We start from the raw sequence: 24416 nt of genomic DNA on the forward strand, positions 1-24416 counted from the left end.
CTGTTAGTCATTTCTTTTATTTTATACCAATATTTTTACGATTACTTTTTTCACGCCATCCGGTGTAATTCCCGGCGCATGCGCGTCTTGAGGAAAGAAGATTGCAAACATTCCCGGCTTTACAGGGATATAGCTTTCCGCCAATCCTTGGTAAAAAGAAATATCTTTATCAGCATTATATTCAGTTTCAGGCAAATCCTCGCGCGGAGTGTATCCCATTACTTCTACTCCCGACAAAGGCATCTGTATATCAATGAAACGATTATGCGTTTCCAATTTAGCTTCTTCTTTAGTTTTGGGGTTGGTTTGCGAAAAGTTAACCACCAGGTCATCACCCTGAAGTTTTACTTTTCCCAATTCCTGAGCATTCAAATTGGTTGTCTTCAAAAACTTGATTGCCTCTGCAAACAAGGGATTTAATGAAGCATACTTTTCCAAATTTTCAAATTTGTCTACTACCATAATTTTATATTTTGATGGTTAATATTACTCTCTATCATTCAAAATCGTCAATGGTGAAGTTCGTGAAATCAGCAAAACGCTTCAACTGCTTGAAGACGTCCTCCACGTTATCCATCAGGTGGGGCGCCATGAAAAACTCATCGGGCACCATGTAAGCGCACGTAAACTCCTTGCACTTCAGATAATCTATATATTCAAAATCTTTAGGGAATCCTTTAGGAGCTGTTTTCAGATGTGTTTCGCCGATAATCGGGAAATAGCGCTTGAAAGCAGGATCTTCTACAATGGCTCTATACTCCTCTATATTATCATATACCGCCTGTCTAACGGCTTTCAACACTTTAGAATCGAGACAAAGACTCCCTCCCGCAAGCATACTGTGCCCATTTTCCAGATGAAGGTAATAGCCGCAATGATCCGATTTCTTGCCATGGGCATTGATATAGCCGCCGAAATGTATTTTGTAAGGAGTCTTATTCGCCGAAAAACGAGTATCGCGATAAATACGGTAAGTGCAGTCCTTGGCTTCTATACCTCGGATACTATCATCAAACAAAGAGATTCGGGCGATAACAGCTGTCAATAATTGTTCAAATTCAGCCTGCGCTCTCAAATACTCTTCTTTATGCGCCTGAAACCACTCACGGTTGTTGTTTACAGCCAGTTCCTTTAAAAATTGAAAGATAATAGATATATCCATGTTCTATTTGTCACACGTTTACTTGACAAATATACGATATATATTTGTAACGAACTAGAAAAAAGCAAAGTATTTATCTTTTTCTTACTATCTTCAAAAATTCATTATGCAGCTTTCCATTGGTTGCAAGCACCTCACGGCCGTTATAGAAGTCTTCTCCTCCACTGTAATCGGTCACTTTTCCACCTGCATTCATCAAGATTATTGAACCGGCAGCAATATCCCATGGGCCAAGTAGCCCTTCTATACGGGCTTCAAAACGTCCGGCTGCCACATAGCACAGTTCTGCAGCCGCAGCCCCCTGAAGACGAAGGCCGCCCACATTACCATAAAGTGTATGCACTATATGTTCGGCTAGCGGCTTATAAGATTGAGAATTATACGGAAAGCCTAACGCAACGAAAGCCTCATCCATGTCTGCTATATCCGACACACGGATTTCTCTGCCATTCAGATAAGACGGCGAGCCTTTGTATGTCCAGTAGAGTTCGTCACGACACACTTCATATACCACTCCTACCAGCAATTCTTCTCGGTTTCTCAAAGCAATACTGACACAGTAGGGCGCATTATTATGGATAAAATTGGTGGTTCCGTCCAGCGGATCTACCAACCAGCAATACTCTTCATCAGTCAGACTGCCTGAACCTTCTTCGGCAATGAAGCCCGCTTCGGGTAGCAGTTCGCGCAATTGCGCTACAATTCTGCGCTCCGATTCCTTGTCCACATAAGACACATAATCATGGGCGTTCTTCTTTTCCACTCTGCCACGGTCGAAACTGCTACGCTCATTGCGAAGAAAAGCACCCCCTTGGAGTGCTATTTCACGTACTTTTTTGGTAATTTGTTCTAAGTCTAACATATTCTTATTTTTGAGAGGCATCCAATGTTCCAAATTTATATACGCCTTTACGGATAATCTTTCCGTCTTTATCTGTTTCGACAAAAGCGCCGTGCTTCTTTCCCTGTTTAAAGAATCCGTCAAAACGTACGCCGTTTTTATCCACCAGCACACCTTTGCCATCTTCCTTTCCTTTAGAGAAATGGCCTTTATAGCAACTTCCGTCTTTCATTTGAAGGACTCCTTCACCATCGGCCATATTGTTCTTCCAATCGCCTTCATATTCATCGCCGTTGGCCCAAACATAATGGCCTTTGCCATTACGCTGGTTATTAACCCATTGACCATCATACACAGCACCGTTTGCCCAGGTAAATGTACCTGTTCCGTGTTGTTCCCCATTTTTGAATGTGCCGACATACTTATCACCGTTTTTATGATAATAAATGCCCTCGCCTGTACGCTCGCCATCTACATAATCACCTTCATAACGGTCTCCACTATGGAAATAATAAATGCCTTTGCCATCCTGCACATCTGTTTTCCAATCGCCTACGTATTTATCGCCATTTACATATACAAAGGTACCTTTTCCGTCACGCATATCATCCTTCCATTGTCCTTCGTATTTTGATTTATCGGGCCATACCATCGTACCTTCACCGTTTTTCTTATCATTCTTCCACTCACCCACGTATTGCGCGCCGGCTTTCCACGTATAAGTGCCTTTTCCGCTGCGCTGGTCTTGAAACCAATTGCCTACATAGATGTCGCCATTATAATAATACATCGTACCCTCGCCTTGCTGGTAATCGGTGTACCACATACCTTCATAACGATTGTTGTTCATAAAATAGAAAGTGCCGTTACCGTGCTGCTGGTCCTGATACCACTGTCCCACGTATTTCTCTCCGTCGTGAAATGTATAGGTTCCGTCACCTTCACGCTTTCCTTTTATATACTGACCTTCATAAATGTCGCCATTCTTGAAGACTGTTTTTCCTTTTCCGTTAGGCTTACGGCCTTTCAGTTCTCCTGTATACTCGCTCCCATCCTTAAAAGAATAGTTGCCTATCTTTATTTGGGCGGTAGCCATTGTGCTGACCGAAGCCAAAATCAATAATATATATGCGTATTTCTTCATTGGTTCGTTTCTAGATAATAGATAAGACAAGTCAAAGATACTACTTTCTGCTTTCAGCGTTGCAGGTTATTACACTTTTTTACCCGCAACGACCTCTATTAAGTTTTCTTTGCAGAAGTACGCCTGTGCCAATCTCTGTATTTCCTCCCTCGTGATTCCACGGATGGCATCCAGCGAACGGATAAAGAACTTATCGTCCAGCCCTGCCGTTTCAATATAAATCCATGCATCCGACAGTGAGAACGGACCTTCATACGAACGACATAAATCGCCCAGCATGTAGTTCTTCACCATCTCCAGTTCACCCTGCGGCACCAATTCATTGCAGAGTTTATCCATTTCACGATAAACTTCGGCAATAATGGAATTAATGTATTCATTCGCCGCTTCGGTACTGATAATTAAAATACCGGTATCGGGATAAGATACGATTCCCGCCCCAATGCCGTAAGTATATCCTTTATCTTCACGAATGTTAGACATCAACCGACTGCCAAAGTAGCCTCCGAACAAAGTCACCATCACTCTTGCTTTCAAAAAATCAGGGTGCTGGCGGTCCATTACAAAACTTCCCATTTTGAGGGAGCTTTGCAAAGCATCTTCACGCTCGACAAAGAGATGTTTTTCTGAAGTGGTTCGGGGTGCCACCGCCTGCATCACAGGCTTGTCCTTCACCTCTCCCCAGGCATCATCGCCCAGATTCTCTTCGATACTCCGGATAATATCAGGAGTGACTTTCCCTGATATATAGACCGAACAATTGCCCGAATGATAGTATTTCTGATAAAAATCGCGCAACACTTCAGGAGTAATACGGTCGTAATCTTCGGCCACCGCATAGCGTCCGAAAGGATGTTCCGCACCGAACAAAGCACGGTTTAATTGTTTACGGGCAATCATTTCCACACGCGTACTATTGACCAGGAACTGCTGCTTGTTGGTGTCTGCGACTACCGAAAGTTCCTTTGCCGGGAAAAGCGGGGCTTTCACCATTTCAGCAATGACAGACAAGGTACGAGAGAAATACTTATTTAATGAATAAAGTGTGATAAAACCATAATTCACTGAAGAAGAAAGCTCCAGCCAAGCCCCATAATAATCCAGCTTTTCGGCAATTTGTGCCGAAGTCATACGTCTTGTTCCCTCACGCAACATACGGTTAGTGAACATAGCCTGCAAAGGCTGTTCCTGATGCCATTGTCCGCCACCAATCAACAAATCGAAACGGACAACATCTTCTGTTCCGGCATTGATAATATTCAGCGGCATGCCGTTTTTCATCACTCTCCGTTCCGGAAGTGCGATACTGAATTCGCTTAATTGGCGAATAGGCGGCGGAGTCGTTCTGTCTAAAATCATGCGTTCTTTGCCTCCTGTCGGTTTAAGAATTCTTCTGCACGCGCCAAATCCTGAGGAGTATCAATACCTATCGTTTCCACCTCACTGATACCTACCTTAATTGTATAGCCGTTCTCCAACCAACGAAGCTGCTCCAACGATTCCGCCAGTTCCAGTGAAGACTGCGGAAGAGAGGTTATTTCCTTCAGCACATCAGCACGATAAGCGTAAAGACCGATATGCTTGTAATAGGTGTGTCCGGCCAGCCAATCCTGCTTTTCGGCATTACGCTGATAAGGGATAATAGAGCGGCTGAAGTACAACGCGTTCATATTCTTGTTGACTACCACCTTGGGAGAGTTCACATTCTCCAATGCCGCAAAACCGTCTTCGGGAGTGAAAGGTTTCACCAAAGTGGCAATCTGCGTTGAGGCGTCATCAAAACAAGCCTTGACAGCCTCCAGTTGCGAACGCTGGATAAAGGGTTCATCACCCTGAATATTGACGACAACATCATATCCCTGCCCCACTTTGGTAAACGCTTCGTAACACCGGTCTGTACCGCTTTTATGATGAACAGAAGTCATAATGACCTTGCCTCCGAAAGCCTTTACTGCAGCTTCAATGCGCTCGTCGTCCGTAGCCACGTAAGCCTCATCCAAGATGCCGGCCACTTGTTCATAAACTCTTTGAATCACGGGTTTGCCTCCCAAAAGGGCTAAAGGTTTAGCCGGAAAACGTGTAGAGGCATATCTTGCAGGAATAATTCCGATAAATTTCATGGTTCCATTTCTTTTATATAATCATGCAAAAGTACAAAAACATTTCTTACTTTTGCAGCATTAATGCAATAAATGTTATGAACGAACACTACTGTTTGCTTTGCATGGGCTCTAACACAAACCGTTTCACACAACTTTCGGATGCACGAAAAGCGCTGAGTGAAGCCTTCCCCGATATTCATTTCGGCGAACTTATGGAAACAGAAGCCATCGGAAGCGGATTTCATTCTCCTTTCAGCAATCAGTTGGCCAGCTTCACCACAGCACTGTCACCGGGAGCGGTTCATGATTTATTCAAAGTATTGGAACATCGGAGCGGACGCCTCTCTACAGATAAAGCGGCCGGAATTGTTAAACTGGATATTGACCTGCTGATGTATGATAATGTCGTGCTAAAACCGGAAGATATGAAACGGGAATACATCAAACAAGGGCTAACCAAACTTAGAGCCTGTTTAAATTTTCCTCAATACTAATCTTATAGTTGCCAAGCTGACCATTTCTTCCGGAGACAAACGGACCAAATCCCGGCACAGAATATAGACGGAACCTGACTCAATGACATATATACGTGCAGGCTTATGCGTACGTACGTGTAGCCCGATGCGTATATACGTGTGGGCTTATGCCACCGTATGTGTAGACCGATGCCTACGTACGTGTTTTTTAAGAATATACAGCTCACACTGAATGTTGCAAAAAGACCTTTGTGTTTTCCAAAAAGCTCGGTATGTTTTCTAAAAAGCTCTTTATGTTTTCAAAAAACCTCAGCACCTTTTTAAGAAAGCCCGGCATGTTTTTCATGCAGTGGCGGGTGAGATTATCCCCTCATTAAGCCGCTCATCACCTCTTTTCCGTTCATCCTTACATTATAATTAAAACATTCAGATAATCAATCGGTTAAGAATGACAGTACATCCCCTCATCCTCCCTTCATCCGTGCTTTTCAAGTCCCTTCACACTCTGCCTTCAGCAATTCCCTGTGTACTCCGTTTTTTACAAATGAAAGGAGGCTGAAGGGGCGGTGACGGAATGCCCATTCACTACCGATTTCCCCATCAACAGAACGTTTCAACAGCTAATGAAAGGAAGAAGGAACGCCCCCACTGATACAGAAGCTTTGTAATAAAAAGACTTCAGCCATTTTTAAACAAGGCTCTAAAAGATAAAAAAACTTATTTCTACCTTTCTCCCCTCTTTTTCTCTTGATTATTCAAATTATTCCAAATACATTTGCGCTTACCGACAATGCTGTTAAAAACACTCCTCAAATTCAAGTTGGCGGCAAAATACCTTGAACAATCCTTGAACCAAGACTATCATCAGTACCTTGAACGAAGGAAACAAGAAAATGTAGAAACCATATAAAGCAGACTAAGGATATGAAAAAATTATTCATTTTGGCAAGCTTTCTACTTATCCTCCCGACCGCCATGTTACGGGCTCAGGAACTGACCTTGGAAGAGTGCCAGCAACAGGCCCGGGAGCACTATCCTTTAATAAAGCGATACGGATTGATTGAGAAAACAAAGGAATATAATATTTCCAATGCCAATAAAGGGTATCTGCCACAACTGTCGTTATCAGCCAAAGCCAGCTACCAATCAGAAGTGACGGAAATTCCTTTCGACTTACCCGGAATCGACATTCGTGGGATGCGTAAAGACCAGTATCAAGCAATGCTCCAACTGGACCAAGTAGTGTGGGACGGAGGGAATATACATGCACAAAAAACTGTCACCCGCGCTGCATCCGAGGCAGACAAGCAGAAGTTGGAAGTAGATATGTATGCTATCAACGAAAGGGTCAATCAATTGTTTTTCGGTATTCTGCTTTTGGAAGAACAGCTGAATCAAAATCAATCCATGCAAGAAGAGTTGCAACGGAATTACGATAATGTAAAAGCATATATGGCAAACGGAATAGCCAACCAAGCTGATTTGGATGCCGTTAAAGTGGAACAACTGAATACCATCCAACAACGCCACGCCCTCGAAGCCTCCCATCGCGCTTATTGCGATATGTTACAGACAATGATGAACCATCGTGCCCCCCTCACCCGAAACACGTTGAAAAAGCCGAGGGTTGATACCTTATTATATAGAGGTGAACCTTATACTCCGGAGTTAATACGACGGCCCGAACTGAACCTCTTTGCCGCACAAAACAATCAGTTGGAAGCCCGCCGCAAATTACTTTCTGCCAAAAATCTTCCCCGGCTGGGCTTGTTCGTACAAGGTGCTTATGGTAATCCGGGACTGAATATGCTGAAAAATGAATTTTCAGCCTACTACGTAGCCGGTATCCGTCTTTCGTGGAATTTCGGCAATCTATATACCCGTCGCAATGAATTCCACCAAATCGCCCTCGACCAAGAAAATGTGAACGTACAGAAAGAAACTTTCTTATTCAACACTCATCTTGAGGTCACTCAGAACAACAGCGAAATCAGAAAGCTCCGCGAGTTGATAAAAAACGATGACGAAATCATTGCCTTACGAAACAACATAAAGAAATCGGCACAGGCAAAGGTAGCAAATGGCACACTGACCGTCACCGAAATGCTGCGCGAGGTAACCGCCGAAGACTTGGCCAAGCAGGAAAAGGTATTGCATGAGATACAACTGTTATCGGCTATTTACGAACTTAAAAATACAACCAACCAATATGAAAACAAATAAATATTATCTTTTATTCGCAGCCACTCTCCTTGTATTGACATCCTGCGGAAACGGTAAAGGAGACTATGATGCATCCGGTACCTTTGAGGCTACCGAAGTCATTGTGTCGGCCGAAGGCAATGGAAAATTGCTGCAATTCAATGTGGAAGAAGGCATGCGACTGAAAGCCGGAAAAGAGGTAGGATATATCGACACTTTACAACTTTACCTGAAAAAATTGCAATTGCTGGCAAGCGGTAAGGCCGTTGCCCATAAAAGTATGGATATCAATAAGCAGATTGCTGCTACCAGAGAGCAAATCAGCAAAGCGGAATATGAGAAAAAGCGTACGGAAAACTTGCTGAAAGAGAATGCCGCCACACAAAAGCAGATAGATGATATCGACTCCCAGATAGCTGTTCTGCAAAAGCAACTGGAAGCACAGATTTCTACGCTCCAACGGGGAAACGCCAGTGTCACGGAAGAGAGTTCTGCTTATGAAATCCAAGTGGCACAACTGGAGGACCAATTGAACAAATGCCGTATCAGCAGTCCCATTAACGGAACTGTATTGGCTAAATATGCCGAAACCGGAGAACTCGCCATATCAGGCAAACCTCTTTTTAAAGTAGCCGACATACAGAATATGTTTCTACGTGCCTACATCACCGCCGACCAGCTCTCACAACTGAAGCTGGGCGACAAAGTGAAAGTATTCTCCGACTTGGGTGACGACGACCGGCGTGAATACGAGGGAGTCATTACCTGGATTTCGGACAAATCGGAGTTTACCCCAAAAACCATTCAGACCAGAGATGAACGTGCCAACTTGGTTTATGCTATCAAGATAGCAGTCAAGAATGACGGTTATCTAAAAATCGGTATGTATGGAGAAATAAAAAAAGAGTAAAATGGAGAATATCGTTTCTGTCAGGCAGATAAGCAAAAGCTATGGTTCGGTACAGGCTTTGAAAGATATCAGCTTTGATGTAAAGCCGGGAGAAATCTTCGGATTAATCGGACCGGACGGTTCGGGAAAGACGACTCTGTTCCGCATCCTCACCACACTTGTACTTGCCGACAAAGGAGAAGCCCGCGTGTGCGGGTATGAAGTGATGAAGGAATATAAGGACATCCGTAGACTGGCCGGCTATATGCCGGGACGCTTTTCCTTATACCAAGACTTGTCTGTAGAAGAAAACCTCACTTTCTTTGCCACTCTTTTCAATACCACCATCCGGGATAACTATGCCCTTGTGGAAGACATCTATCGACAAATAGAACCGTTCAAGCATCGGCGTGCCGGAAAGCTATCGGGAGGTATGAAACAGAAATTAGCCTTAAGTTGTGCCCTGATTCATAAACCCTCTATTTTGTTTTTAGACGAACCGACCACCGGCGTAGACCCCGTCTCGCGAAAAGAGTTTTGGGATATGTTGCTGAAACTGAAAAAAGAAGGAATTACCATCATCGCTTCCACTCCTTATCTGAATGAGATGAAATGCTGTGACCGCATCGCTTTTATCCGGGAAGGAGAGATACAGGGAATCGATACTCCCGAACGTATCTTGCAGCAGTTCAGCCATATTCTTTCGCCCGAAGGATTGAAGCACAAAGGACAAAAGACATCGGACGAGTATGCCATCCAAGTAGAAAACCTGACTAAAAAGTTTGGTGATTTCACCGCTGTAGACCATATCTCTTTCCAAGTGAAGCGCGGAGAGATTTTTGGTTTTCTCGGTGCCAATGGTGCAGGAAAGACTACTGCTATGCGCATGTTGTGCGGGCTTTCCCGACCAACAAGCGGAAAAGGCAGCGTGGCGGGATTTGATATCTCCACGCAATATGAATTGGTAAAAAAGAATATAGGATATATGAGCCAGAAGTTCTCCTTGTATGAGGACCTGAAAGTGTGGGAAAACATACGCCTGTATGCCGGCATCTATGGCATGAGCGATGAAGAAATTGCTGTCAAGACCGATAAAGTGCTGGAACAGTTAGGCTTTCTACATGAAAAGAACACATTGGTTCGTTCGCTTCCATTGGGTTGGAAGCAGAAACTTGCCTTTTCCGTAGCCATCTTTCACAATCCTAAAATTGTCTTTTTGGACGAACCCACCGGAGGTGTAGACCCCGCCACTCGCCGTCAGTTCTGGAAACTGATTTATGAAGCTGCCGAAAGAGGGATTACCATATTTGTCACCACCCATTATATGGACGAAGCAGAGTATTGCAACCGGATATCTATGATGGTAGACGGAAAAATAGAAGCATTGGATACACCGGACCATTTAAAAGAGCAGTTCGGGGCAAAAGACATGGATGAAGTGTTCAGACGGCTGGCACGCAAAGCGGTAAGAAACTGAGCCGAGCTCCACCCCAAACGAAAAATAGTAAAAGAAAGATTATGAAGCAATTTTTATCTTTTGTACAGAAAGAATTCCATCACATCTTCCGCGACCGCCGGACGATGCTCATACTGCTGGGGATGCCTATCGTGCAAATCATCCTCTTCGGCTTTGCCATCACCACCGAGGTAAAGAATGTAAAAGTGGCAATATTGGATTATTCAAAAGATATTTCAACCCGACAGATTATCGACAAACTGGATGCCAGTGAATACTTCGATGTCCGACGGATATTACAAAACAGCAACGAGACCGAAGAAACATTCAAAAGAGGAGAAGCCGACCTTATAGTCGTCTTCGAACCGAATTTTGAGAATAACCTGCGCCACACGGGGCAAGCCAAAATACAATTGATAGCCGATGCCACCGATCCCAATAATGCCACTATCCTGACCGGATATGCCACCAGCATCATTACCGACTATCAACAAAGCCTGGCAGCACATCCCATTTCCATACAGATTATCCCTCAAGTGAAGCTACTTTACAACCCCGGCATGCAGAGTGCCTACAACTTCGTCCCCGGGGTTATGGGATTGATTCTGATGCTGATATGTGCCATGATGACCTCCATCTCCATTGTCCGCGAAAAAGAGATAGGCACGATGGAAGTACTTCTCGTTTCACCTGTACGCCCGCTAATGATGATTATCGCCAAAATGGTGCCCTATTTTTTTCTGTCCTGCATCAATCTGATAACCATTCTGCTGCTGTCTGTATATGTGCTTCATGTCCCGGTAGAAGGAAATCTGCTTTCACTGGCTTTCCTTTCATGGATATTCATTATTGTATCTTTATTATTAGGGTTGCTGGTATCCACCATCGCCAAGACACAAGTAGAAGCCATGCTGTTCTCGGGTATGGTACTGATGATGCCTACAGTCTTACTTTCGGGCATGATATTTCCTGTCGAGAATATGCCGCTGCCGCTACAGATTATCTCTAATGTCATTCCGGCCAAATGGTATATCATCGGTGTAAAAAAGATTATGATAGAGGGCCTGAGTATCAGTTATACCATGAACAATATCAGTGTACTGACTTTGATGGCCGTCATATTAGTCATTATCAGTCTGAAGAAATTCAATAAACGTTTAGAATAAGCTCAAAACAAACAAAGAGATATGATTAAATATTTATTAGAAAAAGAGTTCAAACAGATGCTCCGCAACCCGATGTTGCCCAGAATGCTTCTCGTATTTCCCTGCATCATCTTGCTGGTACTCCCTTGGGCTGCTAATTTTGAGATAAAGAACATAAACCTAAGTGTAGTAGACAATGACCATAGTCCCTATTCCACTCGTCTGATTCAGAAAGCCGGAGCTTCGGAATATTTCCGGATAGTGGATGTGTCCGACAGCTATAAGGAAGCCATGGAAAGCATTGAAGAAGGGAAAGCCGACATCATCCTCGAAATACCGCCCCATTTTGAACGGGATATACTAAAAAGCGGAACTGCCAGAGTCCTCATATCCGCTAATACCGTGAATGGAACCAAAGGAGGGCTGGGCAGTTCATATCTTAGCAACATCATCCATGATTATGCCGGCGAAATCAAACCGTCAGACAACAGTATCATTTCTGAGCCTAAGATTGAGATAGATACACAGGGGCGATTCAATCCGCACCTTGACTATAAAATATTTATGGTTCCCGCATTGATGGCTCAATTGCTGATGATGCTTTGTGGCTTTCTCCCTGCACTTAATATCGTAAGCGAGAAAGAATTCGGCACTATCGAACAGATAAACGTTACCCCGGTGAGCAAGTTTACCTTTATTCTTGCCAAACTCATTCCATACTGGATTGCCGGACTTATTATCCTCACCATAGGCATCCTTTTGGCACGAGTGGTGTATGGTCTTTCGCCCGCAGGCCCTTTATGGTTGCTCTATTTCTTTGCGCTATTGTTCATCGTTGTTATATCAGGAATGGGACTGGTGGTGTCAAACTATTCGCAGACCATGCAGCAAGCCATGTTTGTGATGTTTTTTTTCCTTATTATCATTATGCTGATGAGTGGTTTGTTTACACCTATCAACAGTATGCCCCAATGGGCACAAACCATCACCATCTTAAACCCTTTAAAATATTTTATCCAAGTCACCAGAGCCGTATATCTGAAGGGAAGCAGTTGGGGCGACCTGACTGCACAGTTTACAGCGCTGCTCATAATGGCGGCCACCTTGAACACTTGGGCTGTATTTAGTTACAAGAAGAATTCATAGCCAACCCAATATTTGCAATGACGGCATTAAGTTTGGTTATCATTTTCCGGCTATTTAAACTTAAGATAACCGATGCGGGTACATTTAACTCCTCTGCTTTCATAATGTGACAGCACCTTGGCCGACTTAATATATAATGTGTCCTTTGGGTTAATCTTCTTGGTATAGCAGTTCAGCGTATCCGGCGTCGGACTGGGGGCTGCCGCTTTTATAACAAAGGAAAAGCGATTGCCGTCCGCATCTGCCGCCAACACACTTTGATCCACATAATAGTCATGAGTTTTGTAGACATCCAATTGCAGTCTTACCCCCAACACTTCCAAATGCAAATCGGTCAGTTTCTCCCCCTTCTCGCCTATAAAACGGCTTCCGCCGGACAAGTGGTGCTTTCTAATCACAGTGTCATAATGTACCACTGCAAAGTCTTTGGCAATCACAGCCAGTTTTCTGTCGCGGGGATTTCGCGCTTCAAACTTATGCGCCAGCCATAACACGTAATTAGGGTCGACGTAATACACCTCCGCCAACCGCTTGCCTCTGTATTTGCCGAAAGCCACAATGTCTTCGGAAGAACCGTAATAAGGCTCAAAGAAACTGTTATCCTTCACCTTCAACATGATATTGCAGTTCTGCAAATACAAAAACGCACGCTCGGCAGCATCATCAAAAGTGACAGCCAGCGTGCATACAAACAAGGGAGAATGACTATTGTCAGGGAAAATGCGCCACAAGGCATAATAAGAACGGTAGGGAGTGGAAACGCTAATCGCATAATATCCTATATCTTCCCTGCGGCCCTTATTGAAACGGTCTATTTTCTGAAAGACTTTCTCAGCCATCTCATTGGTTATCTGATACAGAGTTATATTTTTATCCATCGTCTCCTCCTCTCACATTCGGTTAAGGTTTTCTTTCTCGTAAATATAAGGATTTACGAGGAATATTCCAAAAGAAGACTCGTCTTTTTTCCCTTTGAAACCAAGCTTCGGCTGTGTGTCGCGAAAAAGAAAACATCCATATGGGCAGGCACAAGAAAGCCCGCGGGCTTTATCACAATCCACACGGGCTTTATCATTTATTCAAAGATAGCATCCAGACCGGTATTGTCTTCGCTGCTCGAAGAACTGTCCATCAGTGTATCCTTGCAAGGGTCGAAATCTTCGGGTATATTGAAATGTTCCTCCTGTGAGTACCCCAAGCTCTTATCCTTATATACTTTCTGCATATAGAGCCCCCATACCGGCAACGCCATGGCAGCTCCCTGACCGTTGACCATCGTATCGAAATGAATATCGCGGTCTTCACCTCCCACCCATACACCGGAAACCAGTGAAGGCGTGAAGCCCATAAACCAACCATCGGAATTATTGTTGGTGGTACCCGTCTTACCGCCCATATCGGCAGTAATGCCGTACAAACGACGAACACGTCCACCCGTACCTTCATTGATAACGGCACGCAGCATTACCAACATCTTATATGCACTCGATTCACTGATAACTTCATCCATCTGAGGAGTAAAGTTGGCAAGTACATTTCCCTCATTATCCTCTATCCGAGTAACAAACAACGGTGCCGTACGGATACCTCTATTGGCAAATGCTGTGTACGCACTGACCATCTCGCCTACCGATATTTCGCAAGGGCCGAGGCTCAATGACACCACCGGATCTATTTGCTTATTCAGCACACCAAATGAATGAATCAGACGCACCAACTGGTAAGGATTTAACTTGCTCATCAGATATGCCGTTACCCAGTTATCGGAATTGGCCAATCCCCATTTGATTGTTACCATTTCACCATAGCGTTTCTTATTGGCATTGCGCGGAGTCCAGGGACGTCCGTTTTCATCTATCAACGTTTGTTCTACATGGCGCACTTCATCACAGGGAGAAAAACCATTTTCCATCGCCAGCGTATATAGATAAGGCTTGATGGTAGACCCCACCTGACGACGTCCTGTCATAGCCATATCATACTGGAAATAGTTATAATTAGGGCCGCCCACATATGCTTTCACATATCCGGTAGTAGGATCCATCGACATGAATCCGGCACGCAGGAAGTGCTTGTAATACCTAATGGAATCCATCGGTGTCATAATAGTATCTTTCTCTCCCTCGTATGAGAATACAGACATCTCATACTTCGTATCAAACGCCTTACGGATTTCAGCTTCCGAATGTCCGACTTCTTTCATAATGCGGTAACGGTCGGTTTGTTTCATGGCTCTGGTCATGATGGCATTCACCTCTTCCTGAGTCAGATTTCGAGTGAACGGAGCCGTTTTCTTCTTCGACTTTTCTTTGAAGAAACGCGGTTGCAGATATTGAGTCACATGTTCGCTCACAGCTTCTTCGGCATAGCGCTGCATACGCGAGTCGAGCGTGGTATAAATTTTCAGTCCGTCTGTATAGATATTGTAGTTCGTTCCGTCTTTCTTCTTATTCTTGGCACACCAGCCAAACAGCGGATTATTTTTCCACGCCAACGAGTCCTCATAATATTTCTGCATCTGCCAACCGCGATATTCACTCTTCTTCGGCTCCTTAGCAGTCATTACGCCACGCAGATATTCACGGAAGTAAGTTGCCAATCCTTCCTTGTGGTCCACACGACGATACTTCAGCACCAACGGTAATTTCTTCAATGAGTCTGCTTCAGCGTCAGTCAGATAGCCGGCTTTACGCATCTGGTCAAGCACCACATTCCGACGGCCGCGGGCACGCTCGTTAAAACGTTTCGGATTATACAACGAAGGGTTTTTACACATCCCCACCAGCGTTGCCGCCTCTTCTATTTTCAAGTCTTTCGGTTCTTTGGAGAAATAAGTGTTCGCAGCCGTCTTGATTCCCACAGCATTGTTGAGGAAATCGAACTTATTGAGATACATGGTCAGAATTTCTTCCTTGGTATAATAACGCTCCAACTGCACGGCAATCACCCACTCGATAGGCTTCTGCAACAGACGCTCCATCACATTGTCTGCCGTAGGAGAATAAAACTGCTTGGCCAACTGCTGTGTAATGGTGCTGCCGCCTCCCGCATTTTTCTGCATCAAAATACCGCGTTTCACCAATGCGCGGATAAACGCACGTGCATCAATGCCCGAGTGTTCAGAGAAACGTTCGTCCTCGGTGGCAATCAAGGCATGAATCAAATTAGGCGACAACTGATCATACCCCACAAAGACACGGTTTTCCTTACTGAGCGACCAAGTGCCCAGCATTTTGCCGTCATCGGATATAATCTCGGTTGCAAACTTCAAGTTCGGGTTCTCCAACTCCTCGATAGGGGGAACATAACCAATCCATCCCTTGGCTATCGCGGTAAAAATGAAGGCTATAGCTAATATTACACAGGCTACCAATGCCCAAAGTACATAAATAAACTTCTTCCTCATGTCCGTTTCTAGTAATTACACTGCAAAAGTAAGGAAAAACTTTGAGATAGAAGGCGTTTCTAACAAAGTTCAACTAAATATCTTTAGAAGCTTCGCCATTTTATTTTTTTTTCATACCTTTACGCTCCGTATAATTGTAATTATAAATACAAATAGGTATGGAAAATAGAAGTTTAGTCACTATTGCCGAACACTCCAAAGAGAAGATTCTCTATTTGTTGGAAATGGCAAAAGAGTTTGAAAAGAAACCTAACCGTAAATTACTGGACGGCAAGGTGGTAGCCACCCTCTTTTTCGAGCCATCCACCCGAACACGACTCAGTTTTGAAACAGCAGCCAACCGCCTGGGCGCACGGGTAATCGGGTTCACCGACCCTAAAGTTACCAGTTCTTCAAAAGGCGAAACATTAAAAGACACGATTATGATGGTAAGCAACTATGCCGACATCATCGTAATGAGACATTATCTGGAAGGAGCTGCACGCTATGCCAGCGAAGTTGCCCCGGTGCCTATCGTAAATGCCGGAGACGGAGCCAACCAGCATCCTTCACAAACCATGCTAGACCTCTATTCCATATACAAGACACAAGGCACTCTCGAAAATCTGAATATCTATCTGGTAGGCGACCTGAAATATGGACGAACCGTTCACTCTCTATTGATGGCCATGCGCCACTTCAACCCGACTTTCCACTTTATTGCTCCCGAAGAGCTGAAGATGCCCGAAGAATATAAGCTATATTGTCGCGAACACGGCATTAAGTATAAAGAATATACAGACTTCGACGAAGACACTATTGCCGAAGCCGACATCCTGTATATGACACGCGTACAGCGCGAACGCTTCACCGATTTGATGGAGTATGAGCGCGTGAAAGACGTATATATATTAAGGAATGAAATGTTGAGACACACCCGCCCCAACCTGCGTATCCTCCACCCGCTGCCCCGCGTAAACGAAATTGCTTATGACGTGGACGAAAATCCAAAAGCATATTATTTCCAGCAGGCACAAAACGGACTGTACGCACGACAAGCCATCCTCTGCGATGTATTGGGCATTACACTGGATGATGTAATAGAAGATGGTAATAAGTAAAAACGAAAAGACTATGAGCGAAAAGAACAAACAAGAATTACAAGTTGCCGCTTTAAAGAACGGAACTGTTATAGACCATATACCTTCCGACAAGCTGTTCACCGTAGTTGCACTGCTCGGATTGCAGAATTCCGACTCTAACATTACTATCGGAAACAACTTCGAGAGCAAGAAACTGGGCAAGAAGGGTATCATTAAGGTAGCCGACCGCTTCTTTACGGATGAAGAAATCAGCCGTCTGTCAGTAGTTGCCCCCAACGTGAAACTGAATATTATCCGTGACTACGAGGTGGTGGAAAAGAAACAGGTATTAATGCCCGAAGAGTTACGCGGCATCGTGAAATGTGCCAACCCCAAATGTATCACCAATAACGAACCAATGGCAACCCTGTTCCATGTTATCGACAAGGAACACGGCATTTTGAAATGCCACTATTGCGAAAAAGAACAAAGCAAAGAAGCAATTAAGTTATTATGAAACAAGACTGGAAACCGGGAACTATGATTTATCCGCTACCGGCTGTTCTGGTGAGTTGTGGAAGTACGGAAGAAGAATATAATATCATTACAGTGGCGTGGGCAGGTACAATATGTACCAACCCACCCATGTGTTATATATCCGTACGCCCCGAACGCCACTCTTACCCCATACTGAAGCACAATATGGAGTTTGTCATCAATCTCACCACCAAGGATATGGCTTTTGCCACCGACTGGTGCGGCGTGCGCTCGGGACGAGACTATAATAAGTTTCAGGAAATGAAGCTAACCCCCGGAAAGGCTAAAATGGTGAGTGCACCTATCATTGAAGAATCCCCCCTCTGTATCGAATGCCGTGTGAAGGAAATCATTTCGCTGGGCTCGCACGATATGTTCATTGCAGATGTAGTGAACGTAAAGGCTGACGACAAATATCTTAACAAAGAAACAGGGAAGTTCGAGCTGGCCGAGAGCAACCCATTGGTATATGTTCATGGCGGATATTTTGATTTGGGGACCAAGATCGGAAAATTTGGCTGGTCAGTAGAAAAAAAGAAAAAAGAATAGATGAAGAAGTATTTCCTGTTCATACCAATATTGCTTCTTTGTACATCCGCCCTGAAAGCAGAGGAACAGAAGCAGAACTCCCAAACGGAACCTAAAGTCAATGTAGGTCTGAAGGTAGGATTTAACTCTTCCATGTATTTCACCAGCCGCCTGCAACTGGACAATCAACGTTTTGAAGACATACAAAACAATTACAAGGTGGGCTACTTTGCCGCCTTGTTTTTCCGTTTTAATATGAAACGCCATTTCATTCAGCCTGAGTTTACTTATAACGTAAACAAAGGAGACATCACCTTCAACAAGAATCAAAATGACGAAATTCTCCCACCCGATTTTGCCACCATCCGTTCCACCATTCATTCTTTGGAAGTCCCCCTGCTGTACGGATACAGTTTCGTCAAAAGCCATCCATACGGCATGGCACTCTTCATCGGTCCCAAACTGGAATATATCTGGAAGAAAAAAACGAAAGAAGAGTTCTCCAACTTTGAGCATGACAATATCCAAGAGAAATTACACCCCATCAATATGAGCAGTGTCATCGGTTTGGGTGTGAATATCTCTAATATCTTTTTCGATTTCCGTTACGAGATAGGCCTGACTAACATATCGAAAGAAATTACTTACGAAAAGAACATCAACGGAGAAATATCCCACGAAAAAGGCATCGTTATCAACCGTCATAAAAACGTGCTCAGTTTCTCATTGGGAGTTATTTTTTAAATTATCACAGTATCGAAAGATTTTCCCGAATTTATTTCCTCCTAATCTAAAATTTCTTAACTTTGTAAACTCTAAATCGAATATCGTACATAAACTTATTATAAAAAGAAATGAAAAGAGACGATTTGATTTTCGATATCATCGAAAAAGAGCATCAACGCCAGCTCAAAGGTATCGAGCTGATTGCATCCGAAAACTTTGTTAGTGACCAAGTAATGCAGGCTATGGGGTCTTGCCTTACCAACAAGTATGCCGAAGGTTATCCGGGCAAACGCTATTACGGTGGTTGTGAAGTGGTAGACCAAAGCGAACAAATCGCTATCGACAGACTGAAACAAATCTTTGGTGCAGAATGGGCCAATGTCCAGCCTCACTCCGGTGCACAGGCCAATGCTGCCGTTTTCTTGGCAGTCCTGAATCCGGGTGATAAATTTATGGGATTGAATCTGGCTCACGGCGGTCACCTGTCACATGGTTCTCTGGTGAATACATCGGGCATTATCTACACTCCGTGCGAATACAATCTGAACAAAGAAACAGGACGCGTGGACTACGACCAGATGGAAGAAATAGCATTGCGTGAAAAACCGAAAATGATTATCGGCGGCGGCTCTGCATACTCTCGCGAATGGGACTACAAACGCATGCGTGAAATAGCCGACAAAGTGGGCGCCATCCTGATGATTGATATGGCACATCCGGCCGGACTCATCGCTGCAGGCCTGCTGGACAACCCTGTAAAATATGCTCATATCGTTACTTCCACCACTCACAAGACACTTCGCGGACCTCGTGGCGGTGTCATCATGATGGGCAAAGACTTCCCTAACCCATGGGGAAAGAAAACTCCAAAGGGTGAAATCAAAATGATGTCACAACTGCTGGACTCTGCCGTATTCCCGGGCATTCAGGGCGGACCGTTGGAACACGTTATCGCTGCCAAAGCTGTTGCCTTTGGCGAATGTTTACAACCCGAATATAAGGAATATCAAAAACAAGTGCAGAAGAATGCCAAGGTATTGGCACAGGCTTTGATAGATCGTGGGTTCACCATTGTATCCGGTGGCACCGACAACCACTCCATGCTGGTAGACTTACGCAGCAAATATCCTGAACTAACAGGTAAAGTGGCTGAGAAAGCATTGGTTTCCGCAGATATCACCGTAAACAAGAATATGGTACCGTTCGACAGCCGTTCAGCATTCCAGACTTCGGGCATCCGTCTGGGTACTCCTGCCATTACCACTCGTGGTGCAAAAGAAGATTTAATGATTGAAATTGCCGAAATGATTGAAACTGTTCTTTCTAACGTGGACAATGAGGAAGTCATTGCACAGGTTCGCGCCCGTGTGAATGAAACAATGAAGCAATATCCTATTTTTGCTTATTAAAAACTGGAAAACGCTTATATTTACCATCAAAGAAATGAGGTTGTCCCATTTTGGACAACCTCATTTCTTTTAACTACAGGGAAAAGTAATACATTAACATCGCCAAGCGTAGGAGCAGGAGGTGCCTGTTCGAAGCAATTGCAGTAAAACATAGAAGAATGTATTAAACTGATGATACGTCGTACAACAACCTCCTCGCAAAAGAGCAAGGTCTTTTTTCAAAGCTCTTCCAGCTTTAAAGAAAACATCAAGGTCTTTTAAAGAAACACTTTCCGACTTTTTTGAAAAAGCCTAAATGTTTTTCATCTCTACTGGAAATCCTCCTTTATTTTTATACCTTTGCACACATTTTACATTAACGACTGATGAAAGGAACAAAGAATCTAACTCAAGGTCCCATTCTACGCCAACTTTTTACTTTAGCAATGCCCATCATGGCTACTTCTTTTATCCAAATGGCATATAGCCTGACAGATATGGCATGGGTAGGAAGATTGGGAAGCGAAGCCATTGCCGCAGTGGGCTCCGTAGGAATTCTCACATGGATGTCTACTGCCATTGCCCTACTCAATAAAGTAGGTGCCGAAGTGAATGTGGGACAAGCAATCGGTGCTCAGGACGAACAAGCCGCACGCAGTTTTGCTTCCAATAATATTACTTTGGCACTGTTGATTTCCGTGCTTTGGGGCGCCTTGCTGTTTATCTTTGCACGCCCTATCATCGGCATCTACGAACTGCAACCACACATCGAAGACATGGCAGTAGAATATCTGCGCATTGTATCTACAGCATTACCATTCGTATTCCTGTCCACCGCTTTTACCGGAACATTCAATGCTGCAGGAAGAAGCAAGATTCCTTTTTCTATCAATGGTATTGGCCTGATAACTAATATTATACTCGACCCTCTCTTCATCTTTGGTTTAGAATGGGGAACTACCGGCGCTGCCATTGCCACATGGCTGGCAGAAGCCATCGTATGTTTCCTTTTTGTCTACGAACTAAAGAAAAAAAAGATTCTGTGGGACAACTTTATTTTCTTTACGCGCCTTAAAAAACAATACGCAGTACGCATCATCAAGATAGGACTCCCTGTAGCAACATTCAATACCCTGTTTGCATTCGTCAATATGTTTCTCGGACGAACCGCTTCCGAACAAGGTGGACATTTGGGACTGATGGCCCTCACTACAGGCGGACAGATTGAAGCCATAACCTGGAACACCTCACAAGGTTTTGCCACTGCCCTCAGTGCTTTTGTAGCTCAAAACTACGCAGCACGCCAAGTAACACGTGTACTGAAAGCCTACCACACCACACTGTGGATGACTTTTATCTTCGGCACCTTCTGTACCTTCATTTTTATATGCTATGGTAATGAAATATTTTCTATCTTTGTACCAGAAAAAGCGGCCTACGAGACCGGCGGTGTATTTTTACGCATTGACGGATACTCCCAAATATTTATGATGCTTGAAATCACCATTCAGGGGGTGTTCTACGGAATAGGGCGCACCATGCCGCCTGCCGTGATAAGTGTCAGTTGCAATTATCTGCGCATCCCGATGGCACTTCTGTTTGTTTCATGGGGATGGGGATTGCCGGGCATTTGGTGGAGCGTGACCATTACCAGTACAATGAAAGGGATTATTTGCCTGATATGGTTTATGGCTATCAAGAAAAAGGCATTAAGTTATCAGGTTAATTAATGAACAATTTTTGCATTAAGTCATTATATAATTAAAAACAAATGAGATTATGAGAAAGACTAAATTTATTGCTTTTTTGCTGAGTGCAACATTAGTATTCAGTGGATGTGGTAACATGAATAATACAACCAAAGGCGGATTAATCGGCGGTGGTGGCGGTGCTGCCTTGGGTGCTATTATCGGAGGTATTGCCGGACACGGTAAAGGTGCCGCTATCGGTGCTGCTATCGGTGCTGCCGTTGGTACGGGAGCCGGCGTTTTGATTGGTAAGAAAATGGATAAGGCGGCTGCCGAAGCTGCTCAAATTCAAGGTGCCCAGGTAGAGCAAGTGACCGACAACAACGGCCTTCAGGCTGTAAAAGTGACTTTCGACTCGGGCATTCTCTTTAATACCGGAAATGCTGCCTTAAGTCCTCAGGCTAAATCTGCATTGAGCAAATTTGCCAACAATGTATTGAACCAGAACAGAGATATGGATGTATCCATATATGGTTACACCGACAACCAAGGTTGGAGAAACAGCACTGCTGAGCAAAGCATCCAGAAGAACCTCAATTTGTCTCAAGAACGTGCACAGAGTGTAGCTAGTTACTTGTTGAGTTGCGGTGCCAGCAGTTCTCAAATCAAATCGGTTGAAGGTATGGGCCAGGCTGATCCTATAGCAAACAATGATACTGCCGAAGGACGTCAACAGAACCGTCGCGTGGAAGTATACATGTATGCCAGCCAGCAAATGATTCAGCAGGCAGAAGCCGGTACATTGAAATAAATTATACGGCAAAATCACGCTTTCAATCCACTCACAGGAGTAGATGAAAGCGTGATTTTACTTTTTTCCGCTACACAAACATGAAGAAAAAGAAGATTTTTAAATTTATCCGCAATCTATTGATTGTATTCTTTGGCTCATCTATTCTGTCAGTCATAGCCTTGCGTTTTATTCCCGTTTATTTTACTCCCCTAATGTTCATCCGAACCGCACAGCAGGTGATTCATGGCGAAGATATTAAATGGAAACATACTTGGGTGTCGAAAGAGAAGATTTCCCGACACCTGCCCATGGCTGTCATCGCCTCGGAAGACAACCGGTTTGCCGAACATAATGGATTCGATTTTAAAGAAATAGAAAAGGCCATGGAGGAAAACAAGACCAGAAAACGTCCTCGCGGCGCAAGCACTATCAGCCAACAGACTGCCAAGAACGTGTTTTTATGGCCGGCCTCCTCTTGGCTGAGAAAAGGGTTGGAAGTGTATTTCACTACCCTCATAGAACTGTGTTGGAGTAAGGAAAGAATTATGGAAGTTTATCTCAACTCCATCGAAATGGGAAAAGGAATCTATGGAGCAGAAGCTGTCGCCAAGGAACATTTTAATAAGAAGGCAGGTAACTTGACTCCGGGCGAATGTGCCTTGATAGCAGCCAGCCTGCCCAATCCCCGCAAGTTTAACTCCGGCAAGCCAAGCAATTATATGTTTAAAAGGCAAAAGAAAATCCTTTATCTGATGAAATGTGTCCCCGCTTTTCCTCCCAAAGAAAAGAAGAAGACGAAGAACACCTAGCTCTGTCTTTACAATACGGAGATTATCCGCACCCCTGTATGAGTCCTTTTATTCTTAGAATAGTCGTACATCGGCTGCGGATCCAAAATAACCTGCTTTGCCACAGAGGAAGCATGCAATAAGTGAAGGGTATCACCCACCCAACAAACAAAACCGACATGTACCACGTCAAGCCCGGCAATGTTCGTTGTGATTGCCAATATATCACCGTTCTTAATATTCAACTTATAAGGAGGATAACTCAATTGATCTTTCGGGAAATAAGTAACCACATTCCCATTCAACATCTGTTCCTGCCGCACTATCTCAGCTACTAAATGAGGATTATCCTTCAACTGCTTATAACTATCGGGATGGGTAGACATAAAGTTGAGATGAAGTTCTTCTTGCTGAGTACTGAACTCATCTGTCCGTTCCTTTACAATGCCTTTCCGCTCATTATCTTTTATCCACTCGCTGAAATAATGCAGACGTGATGGATAGCCATCCAATATTCCGCCCCTATAACGAATATGTTGCAACGCCTTTTTAAAACTGCCAAAGTTCCTTTTCTTTTCTTTATCTGCTAAAGCCAAAGCTAAAACCGTTTCAACAAAGGTCGTACAATCCACCTTGTCCAAATGGACTATCAGTTTTTCCTCTTTGCCTTCATCCAAGGTTCCCGCCACATAAGGTACGCCCAACAGCTGTTGGGCAAAAAACATTGTTCTGCTACTATCGGCGGGTAATTCCGACGCTTTCTGCAATAAAGCTTCCACTTTTATACTGTCCTTCTCCTGAGCTGCCGCAGGAAGCATCAGCATCCCTGCCAAAAAGAATAATAAAGCCGTTCGTTTCATCCTGTTGATTTTCTGAAGGAGTAAAGATAGTAATTAAATAGATAAGAAGAAAAACAGGCGCCTGTTTTTTAGAAAAAC

At 44.0% G+C, this 24416-nt stretch carries 23 protein-coding genes; 14 read left to right on the forward strand and 9 right to left on the reverse strand.

Features of this window, described 5'->3' with window-relative positions; genetic code table 11:
• Positions 1–21 precede the first annotated feature (21 nt).
• From QYT14_RS07340 to kdsB, 6 genes are all read right to left on the reverse strand, one after another.
• Positions 22–462 (reverse strand): YhcH/YjgK/YiaL family protein, encoded by a 441-nt coding sequence (locus QYT14_RS07340; RefSeq protein ID WP_237039356.1) that lies wholly within the window; start codon positions 460–462, stop codon positions 22–24.
• Positions 463–496: 34 nt separating this feature from the next.
• Positions 497–1162 (reverse strand): DUF2461 domain-containing protein, encoded by a 666-nt coding sequence (locus tag QYT14_RS07345; RefSeq protein ID WP_288324777.1) that lies wholly within the window; start codon positions 1160–1162, stop codon positions 497–499.
• Between the two features lie 73 nt (positions 1163–1235).
• Positions 1236–2024, reverse strand: a complete 789-nt coding sequence (locus QYT14_RS07350) for an inositol monophosphatase family protein (RefSeq protein ID WP_237039354.1) — start codon at positions 2022–2024, stop codon at positions 1236–1238.
• Between the two features lie 4 nt (positions 2025–2028).
• Positions 2029–3147 (reverse strand): phosphatidylinositol-4-phosphate 5-kinase, encoded by a 1119-nt coding sequence (locus tag QYT14_RS07355; RefSeq protein WP_237039353.1) that lies wholly within the window; start codon positions 3145–3147, stop codon positions 2029–2031.
• Between the two features lie 69 nt (positions 3148–3216).
• Positions 3217–4503, reverse strand: coding sequence for a pitrilysin family protein (locus tag QYT14_RS07360; RefSeq protein ID WP_288324809.1), 1287 nt, complete (start codon positions 4501–4503; stop codon positions 3217–3219).
• The gene (gene kdsB / locus QYT14_RS07365; protein WP_237039352.1) at positions 4503–5267 is read right to left on the reverse strand and encodes a 3-deoxy-manno-octulosonate cytidylyltransferase; all 765 of its coding nucleotides are present in this window, start codon (positions 5265–5267) and stop codon (positions 4503–4505) included. Before kdsB ends, QYT14_RS07360 begins: the two co-directional genes overlap by 1 nt.
• Before the next feature lie 77 nt (positions 5268–5344).
• Here kdsB and QYT14_RS07370 point away from each other — a divergent pair, with 77 nt between their 5' ends.
• The 6 genes from QYT14_RS07370 to QYT14_RS07395 all read left to right on the forward strand — a co-directional run bounded on the left by QYT14_RS07370 (position 5345) and on the right by QYT14_RS07395 (position 12563).
• A complete protein-coding gene (locus QYT14_RS07370) occupies positions 5345–5743 on the forward strand; it encodes a 2-amino-4-hydroxy-6-hydroxymethyldihydropteridine diphosphokinase (protein ID WP_237039351.1) in 399 nt (132 codons plus the stop codon).
• A 906-nt stretch (positions 5744–6649) separates the two neighbouring features.
• Positions 6650–7948 (forward strand): TolC family protein, encoded by a 1299-nt coding sequence (locus QYT14_RS07375; protein WP_288324776.1) that lies wholly within the window; start codon positions 6650–6652, stop codon positions 7946–7948.
• Positions 7935–8837, forward strand: coding sequence for an HlyD family efflux transporter periplasmic adaptor subunit (locus QYT14_RS07380; RefSeq protein WP_117462819.1), 903 nt, complete (start codon positions 7935–7937; stop codon positions 8835–8837). Before QYT14_RS07375 ends, QYT14_RS07380 begins: the two co-directional genes overlap by 14 nt.
• Before the next feature lies 1 nt (position 8838).
• A complete protein-coding gene (locus QYT14_RS07385) occupies positions 8839–10293 on the forward strand; it encodes an ATP-binding cassette domain-containing protein (protein ID WP_117462818.1) in 1455 nt (484 codons plus the stop codon).
• Positions 10294–10334: 41 nt separating this feature from the next.
• A complete protein-coding gene (locus QYT14_RS07390) occupies positions 10335–11438 on the forward strand; it encodes an ABC transporter permease (protein WP_288324775.1) in 1104 nt (367 codons plus the stop codon).
• A 21-nt stretch (positions 11439–11459) separates the two neighbouring features.
• A complete protein-coding gene (locus QYT14_RS07395) occupies positions 11460–12563 on the forward strand; it encodes an ABC transporter permease (protein WP_237039347.1) in 1104 nt (367 codons plus the stop codon).
• Between the two features lie 50 nt (positions 12564–12613).
• Here the strand turns inward: QYT14_RS07395 and QYT14_RS07400 are convergent, their stop codons facing one another.
• Together QYT14_RS07400 and QYT14_RS07405 are read right to left on the reverse strand one after the other, a co-directional pair.
• Positions 12614–13441 carry a hypothetical protein gene (locus QYT14_RS07400; protein WP_117462815.1) on the reverse strand — a complete coding sequence of 276 codons (828 nt, stop codon included), beginning with the start codon at positions 13439–13441 and terminating at the stop codon, positions 12614–12616.
• A 197-nt stretch (positions 13442–13638) separates the two neighbouring features.
• On the reverse strand, positions 13639–15969 hold the full coding sequence (locus QYT14_RS07405; protein ID WP_288324774.1) for a transglycosylase domain-containing protein: 2331 nt from the start codon (positions 15967–15969) through the stop codon (positions 13639–13641).
• A 158-nt stretch (positions 15970–16127) separates the two neighbouring features.
• On the opposite strand from QYT14_RS07405, the gene pyrB reads away from it, so the two are divergent.
• The 8 genes from pyrB to mtgA all read left to right on the forward strand — a co-directional run bounded on the left by pyrB (position 16128) and on the right by mtgA (position 23499).
• The gene (pyrB, locus tag QYT14_RS07410; protein WP_237039344.1) at positions 16128–17069 is read left to right on the forward strand and encodes an aspartate carbamoyltransferase; all 942 of its coding nucleotides are present in this window, start codon (positions 16128–16130) and stop codon (positions 17067–17069) included.
• A gap of 13 nt (positions 17070–17082) precedes the next feature.
• Entirely contained in the window at positions 17083–17547 is a 465-nt protein-coding gene (gene pyrI, locus QYT14_RS07415; RefSeq protein WP_005938833.1) for an aspartate carbamoyltransferase regulatory subunit, read from the forward strand.
• The gene (locus QYT14_RS07420; RefSeq protein WP_288324772.1) at positions 17544–18116 is read left to right on the forward strand and encodes a flavin reductase family protein; all 573 of its coding nucleotides are present in this window, start codon (positions 17544–17546) and stop codon (positions 18114–18116) included. Before pyrI ends, QYT14_RS07420 begins: the two co-directional genes overlap by 4 nt.
• Positions 18117–18839: a porin family protein gene (locus QYT14_RS07425; protein WP_288324771.1), complete on the forward strand. Its 723-nt coding sequence runs from the start codon at positions 18117–18119 to the stop codon at positions 18837–18839.
• 110 nt (positions 18840–18949) lie between these two features.
• A complete protein-coding gene (gene glyA, locus QYT14_RS07430; protein WP_288324770.1) occupies positions 18950–20230 on the forward strand; it encodes a serine hydroxymethyltransferase in 1281 nt (426 codons plus the stop codon).
• 365 nt (positions 20231–20595) lie between these two features.
• A complete protein-coding gene (locus tag QYT14_RS07435) occupies positions 20596–21939 on the forward strand; it encodes an MATE family efflux transporter (protein ID WP_237039340.1) in 1344 nt (447 codons plus the stop codon).
• A 49-nt stretch (positions 21940–21988) separates the two neighbouring features.
• Entirely contained in the window at positions 21989–22708 is a 720-nt protein-coding gene (locus tag QYT14_RS07440) for an OmpA family protein (protein WP_237039339.1), read from the forward strand.
• 80 nt (positions 22709–22788) lie between these two features.
• Positions 22789–23499: a monofunctional biosynthetic peptidoglycan transglycosylase gene (gene mtgA, locus QYT14_RS07445; RefSeq protein WP_288324768.1), complete on the forward strand. Its 711-nt coding sequence runs from the start codon at positions 22789–22791 to the stop codon at positions 23497–23499.
• A gap of 8 nt (positions 23500–23507) precedes the next feature.
• Here the strand turns inward: mtgA and QYT14_RS07450 are convergent, their stop codons facing one another.
• Complete coding sequence (locus tag QYT14_RS07450; RefSeq protein ID WP_237039337.1) at positions 23508–24338, reverse strand: N-acetylmuramoyl-L-alanine amidase-like domain-containing protein; 831 nt, start codon at positions 24336–24338, stop codon at positions 23508–23510.
• Between the last annotated feature and the right edge of the window lie 78 nt (positions 24339–24416).

The sequence above is a fragment of the uncultured Phocaeicola sp. genome (genome assembly GCF_948499155.1).
Classification (GTDB): domain Bacteria; phylum Bacteroidota; class Bacteroidia; order Bacteroidales; family Bacteroidaceae; genus Phocaeicola; species Phocaeicola faecalis.

Coding starts and splice junctions, on each gene's coding strand:
- QYT14_RS07370 (WP_237039351.1), top strand. CDS start 5,345: ATGAACGAACACTACTGTTTGCTTTGCATGGGCTCTAACACAAACCGT.
- glyA (WP_288324770.1), top strand. CDS start 18,950: ATGAAAAGAGACGATTTGATTTTCGATATCATCGAAAAAGAGCATCAA.
- QYT14_RS07390 (WP_288324775.1), top strand. CDS start 10,335: ATGAAGCAATTTTTATCTTTTGTACAGAAAGAATTCCATCACATCTTC.
- pyrI (WP_005938833.1), top strand. CDS start 17,083: ATGAGCGAAAAGAACAAACAAGAATTACAAGTTGCCGCTTTAAAGAAC.
- mtgA (WP_288324768.1), top strand. CDS start 22,789: ATGAAGAAAAAGAAGATTTTTAAATTTATCCGCAATCTATTGATTGTA.
- QYT14_RS07380 (WP_117462819.1), top strand. CDS start 7,935: ATGAAAACAAATAAATATTATCTTTTATTCGCAGCCACTCTCCTTGTA.
- QYT14_RS07405 (WP_288324774.1), bottom strand. CDS start 15,969: ATGAGGAAGAAGTTTATTTATGTACTTTGGGCATTGGTAGCCTGTGTA.
- QYT14_RS07345 (WP_288324777.1), bottom strand. CDS start 1,162: ATGGATATATCTATTATCTTTCAATTTTTAAAGGAACTGGCTGTAAAC.
- QYT14_RS07400 (WP_117462815.1), bottom strand. CDS start 13,441: ATGGATAAAAATATAACTCTGTATCAGATAACCAATGAGATGGCTGAG.
- pyrB (WP_237039344.1), top strand. CDS start 16,128: ATGGAAAATAGAAGTTTAGTCACTATTGCCGAACACTCCAAAGAGAAG.
- QYT14_RS07355 (WP_237039353.1), bottom strand. CDS start 3,147: ATGAAGAAATACGCATATATATTATTGATTTTGGCTTCGGTCAGCACA.
- QYT14_RS07350 (WP_237039354.1), bottom strand. CDS start 2,024: ATGTTAGACTTAGAACAAATTACCAAAAAAGTACGTGAAATAGCACTC.
- QYT14_RS07450 (WP_237039337.1), bottom strand. CDS start 24,338: ATGAAACGAACGGCTTTATTATTCTTTTTGGCAGGGATGCTGATGCTT.
- QYT14_RS07385 (WP_117462818.1), top strand. CDS start 8,839: ATGGAGAATATCGTTTCTGTCAGGCAGATAAGCAAAAGCTATGGTTCG.
- QYT14_RS07420 (WP_288324772.1), top strand. CDS start 17,544: ATGAAACAAGACTGGAAACCGGGAACTATGATTTATCCGCTACCGGCT.
- QYT14_RS07440 (WP_237039339.1), top strand. CDS start 21,989: ATGAGAAAGACTAAATTTATTGCTTTTTTGCTGAGTGCAACATTAGTA.
- QYT14_RS07375 (WP_288324776.1), top strand. CDS start 6,650: ATGAAAAAATTATTCATTTTGGCAAGCTTTCTACTTATCCTCCCGACC.
- QYT14_RS07435 (WP_237039340.1), top strand. CDS start 20,596: ATGAAAGGAACAAAGAATCTAACTCAAGGTCCCATTCTACGCCAACTT.
- QYT14_RS07425 (WP_288324771.1), top strand. CDS start 18,117: ATGAAGAAGTATTTCCTGTTCATACCAATATTGCTTCTTTGTACATCC.
- QYT14_RS07340 (WP_237039356.1), bottom strand. CDS start 462: ATGGTAGTAGACAAATTTGAAAATTTGGAAAAGTATGCTTCATTAAAT.
- QYT14_RS07395 (WP_237039347.1), top strand. CDS start 11,460: ATGATTAAATATTTATTAGAAAAAGAGTTCAAACAGATGCTCCGCAAC.
- kdsB (WP_237039352.1), bottom strand. CDS start 5,267: ATGAAATTTATCGGAATTATTCCTGCAAGATATGCCTCTACACGTTTT.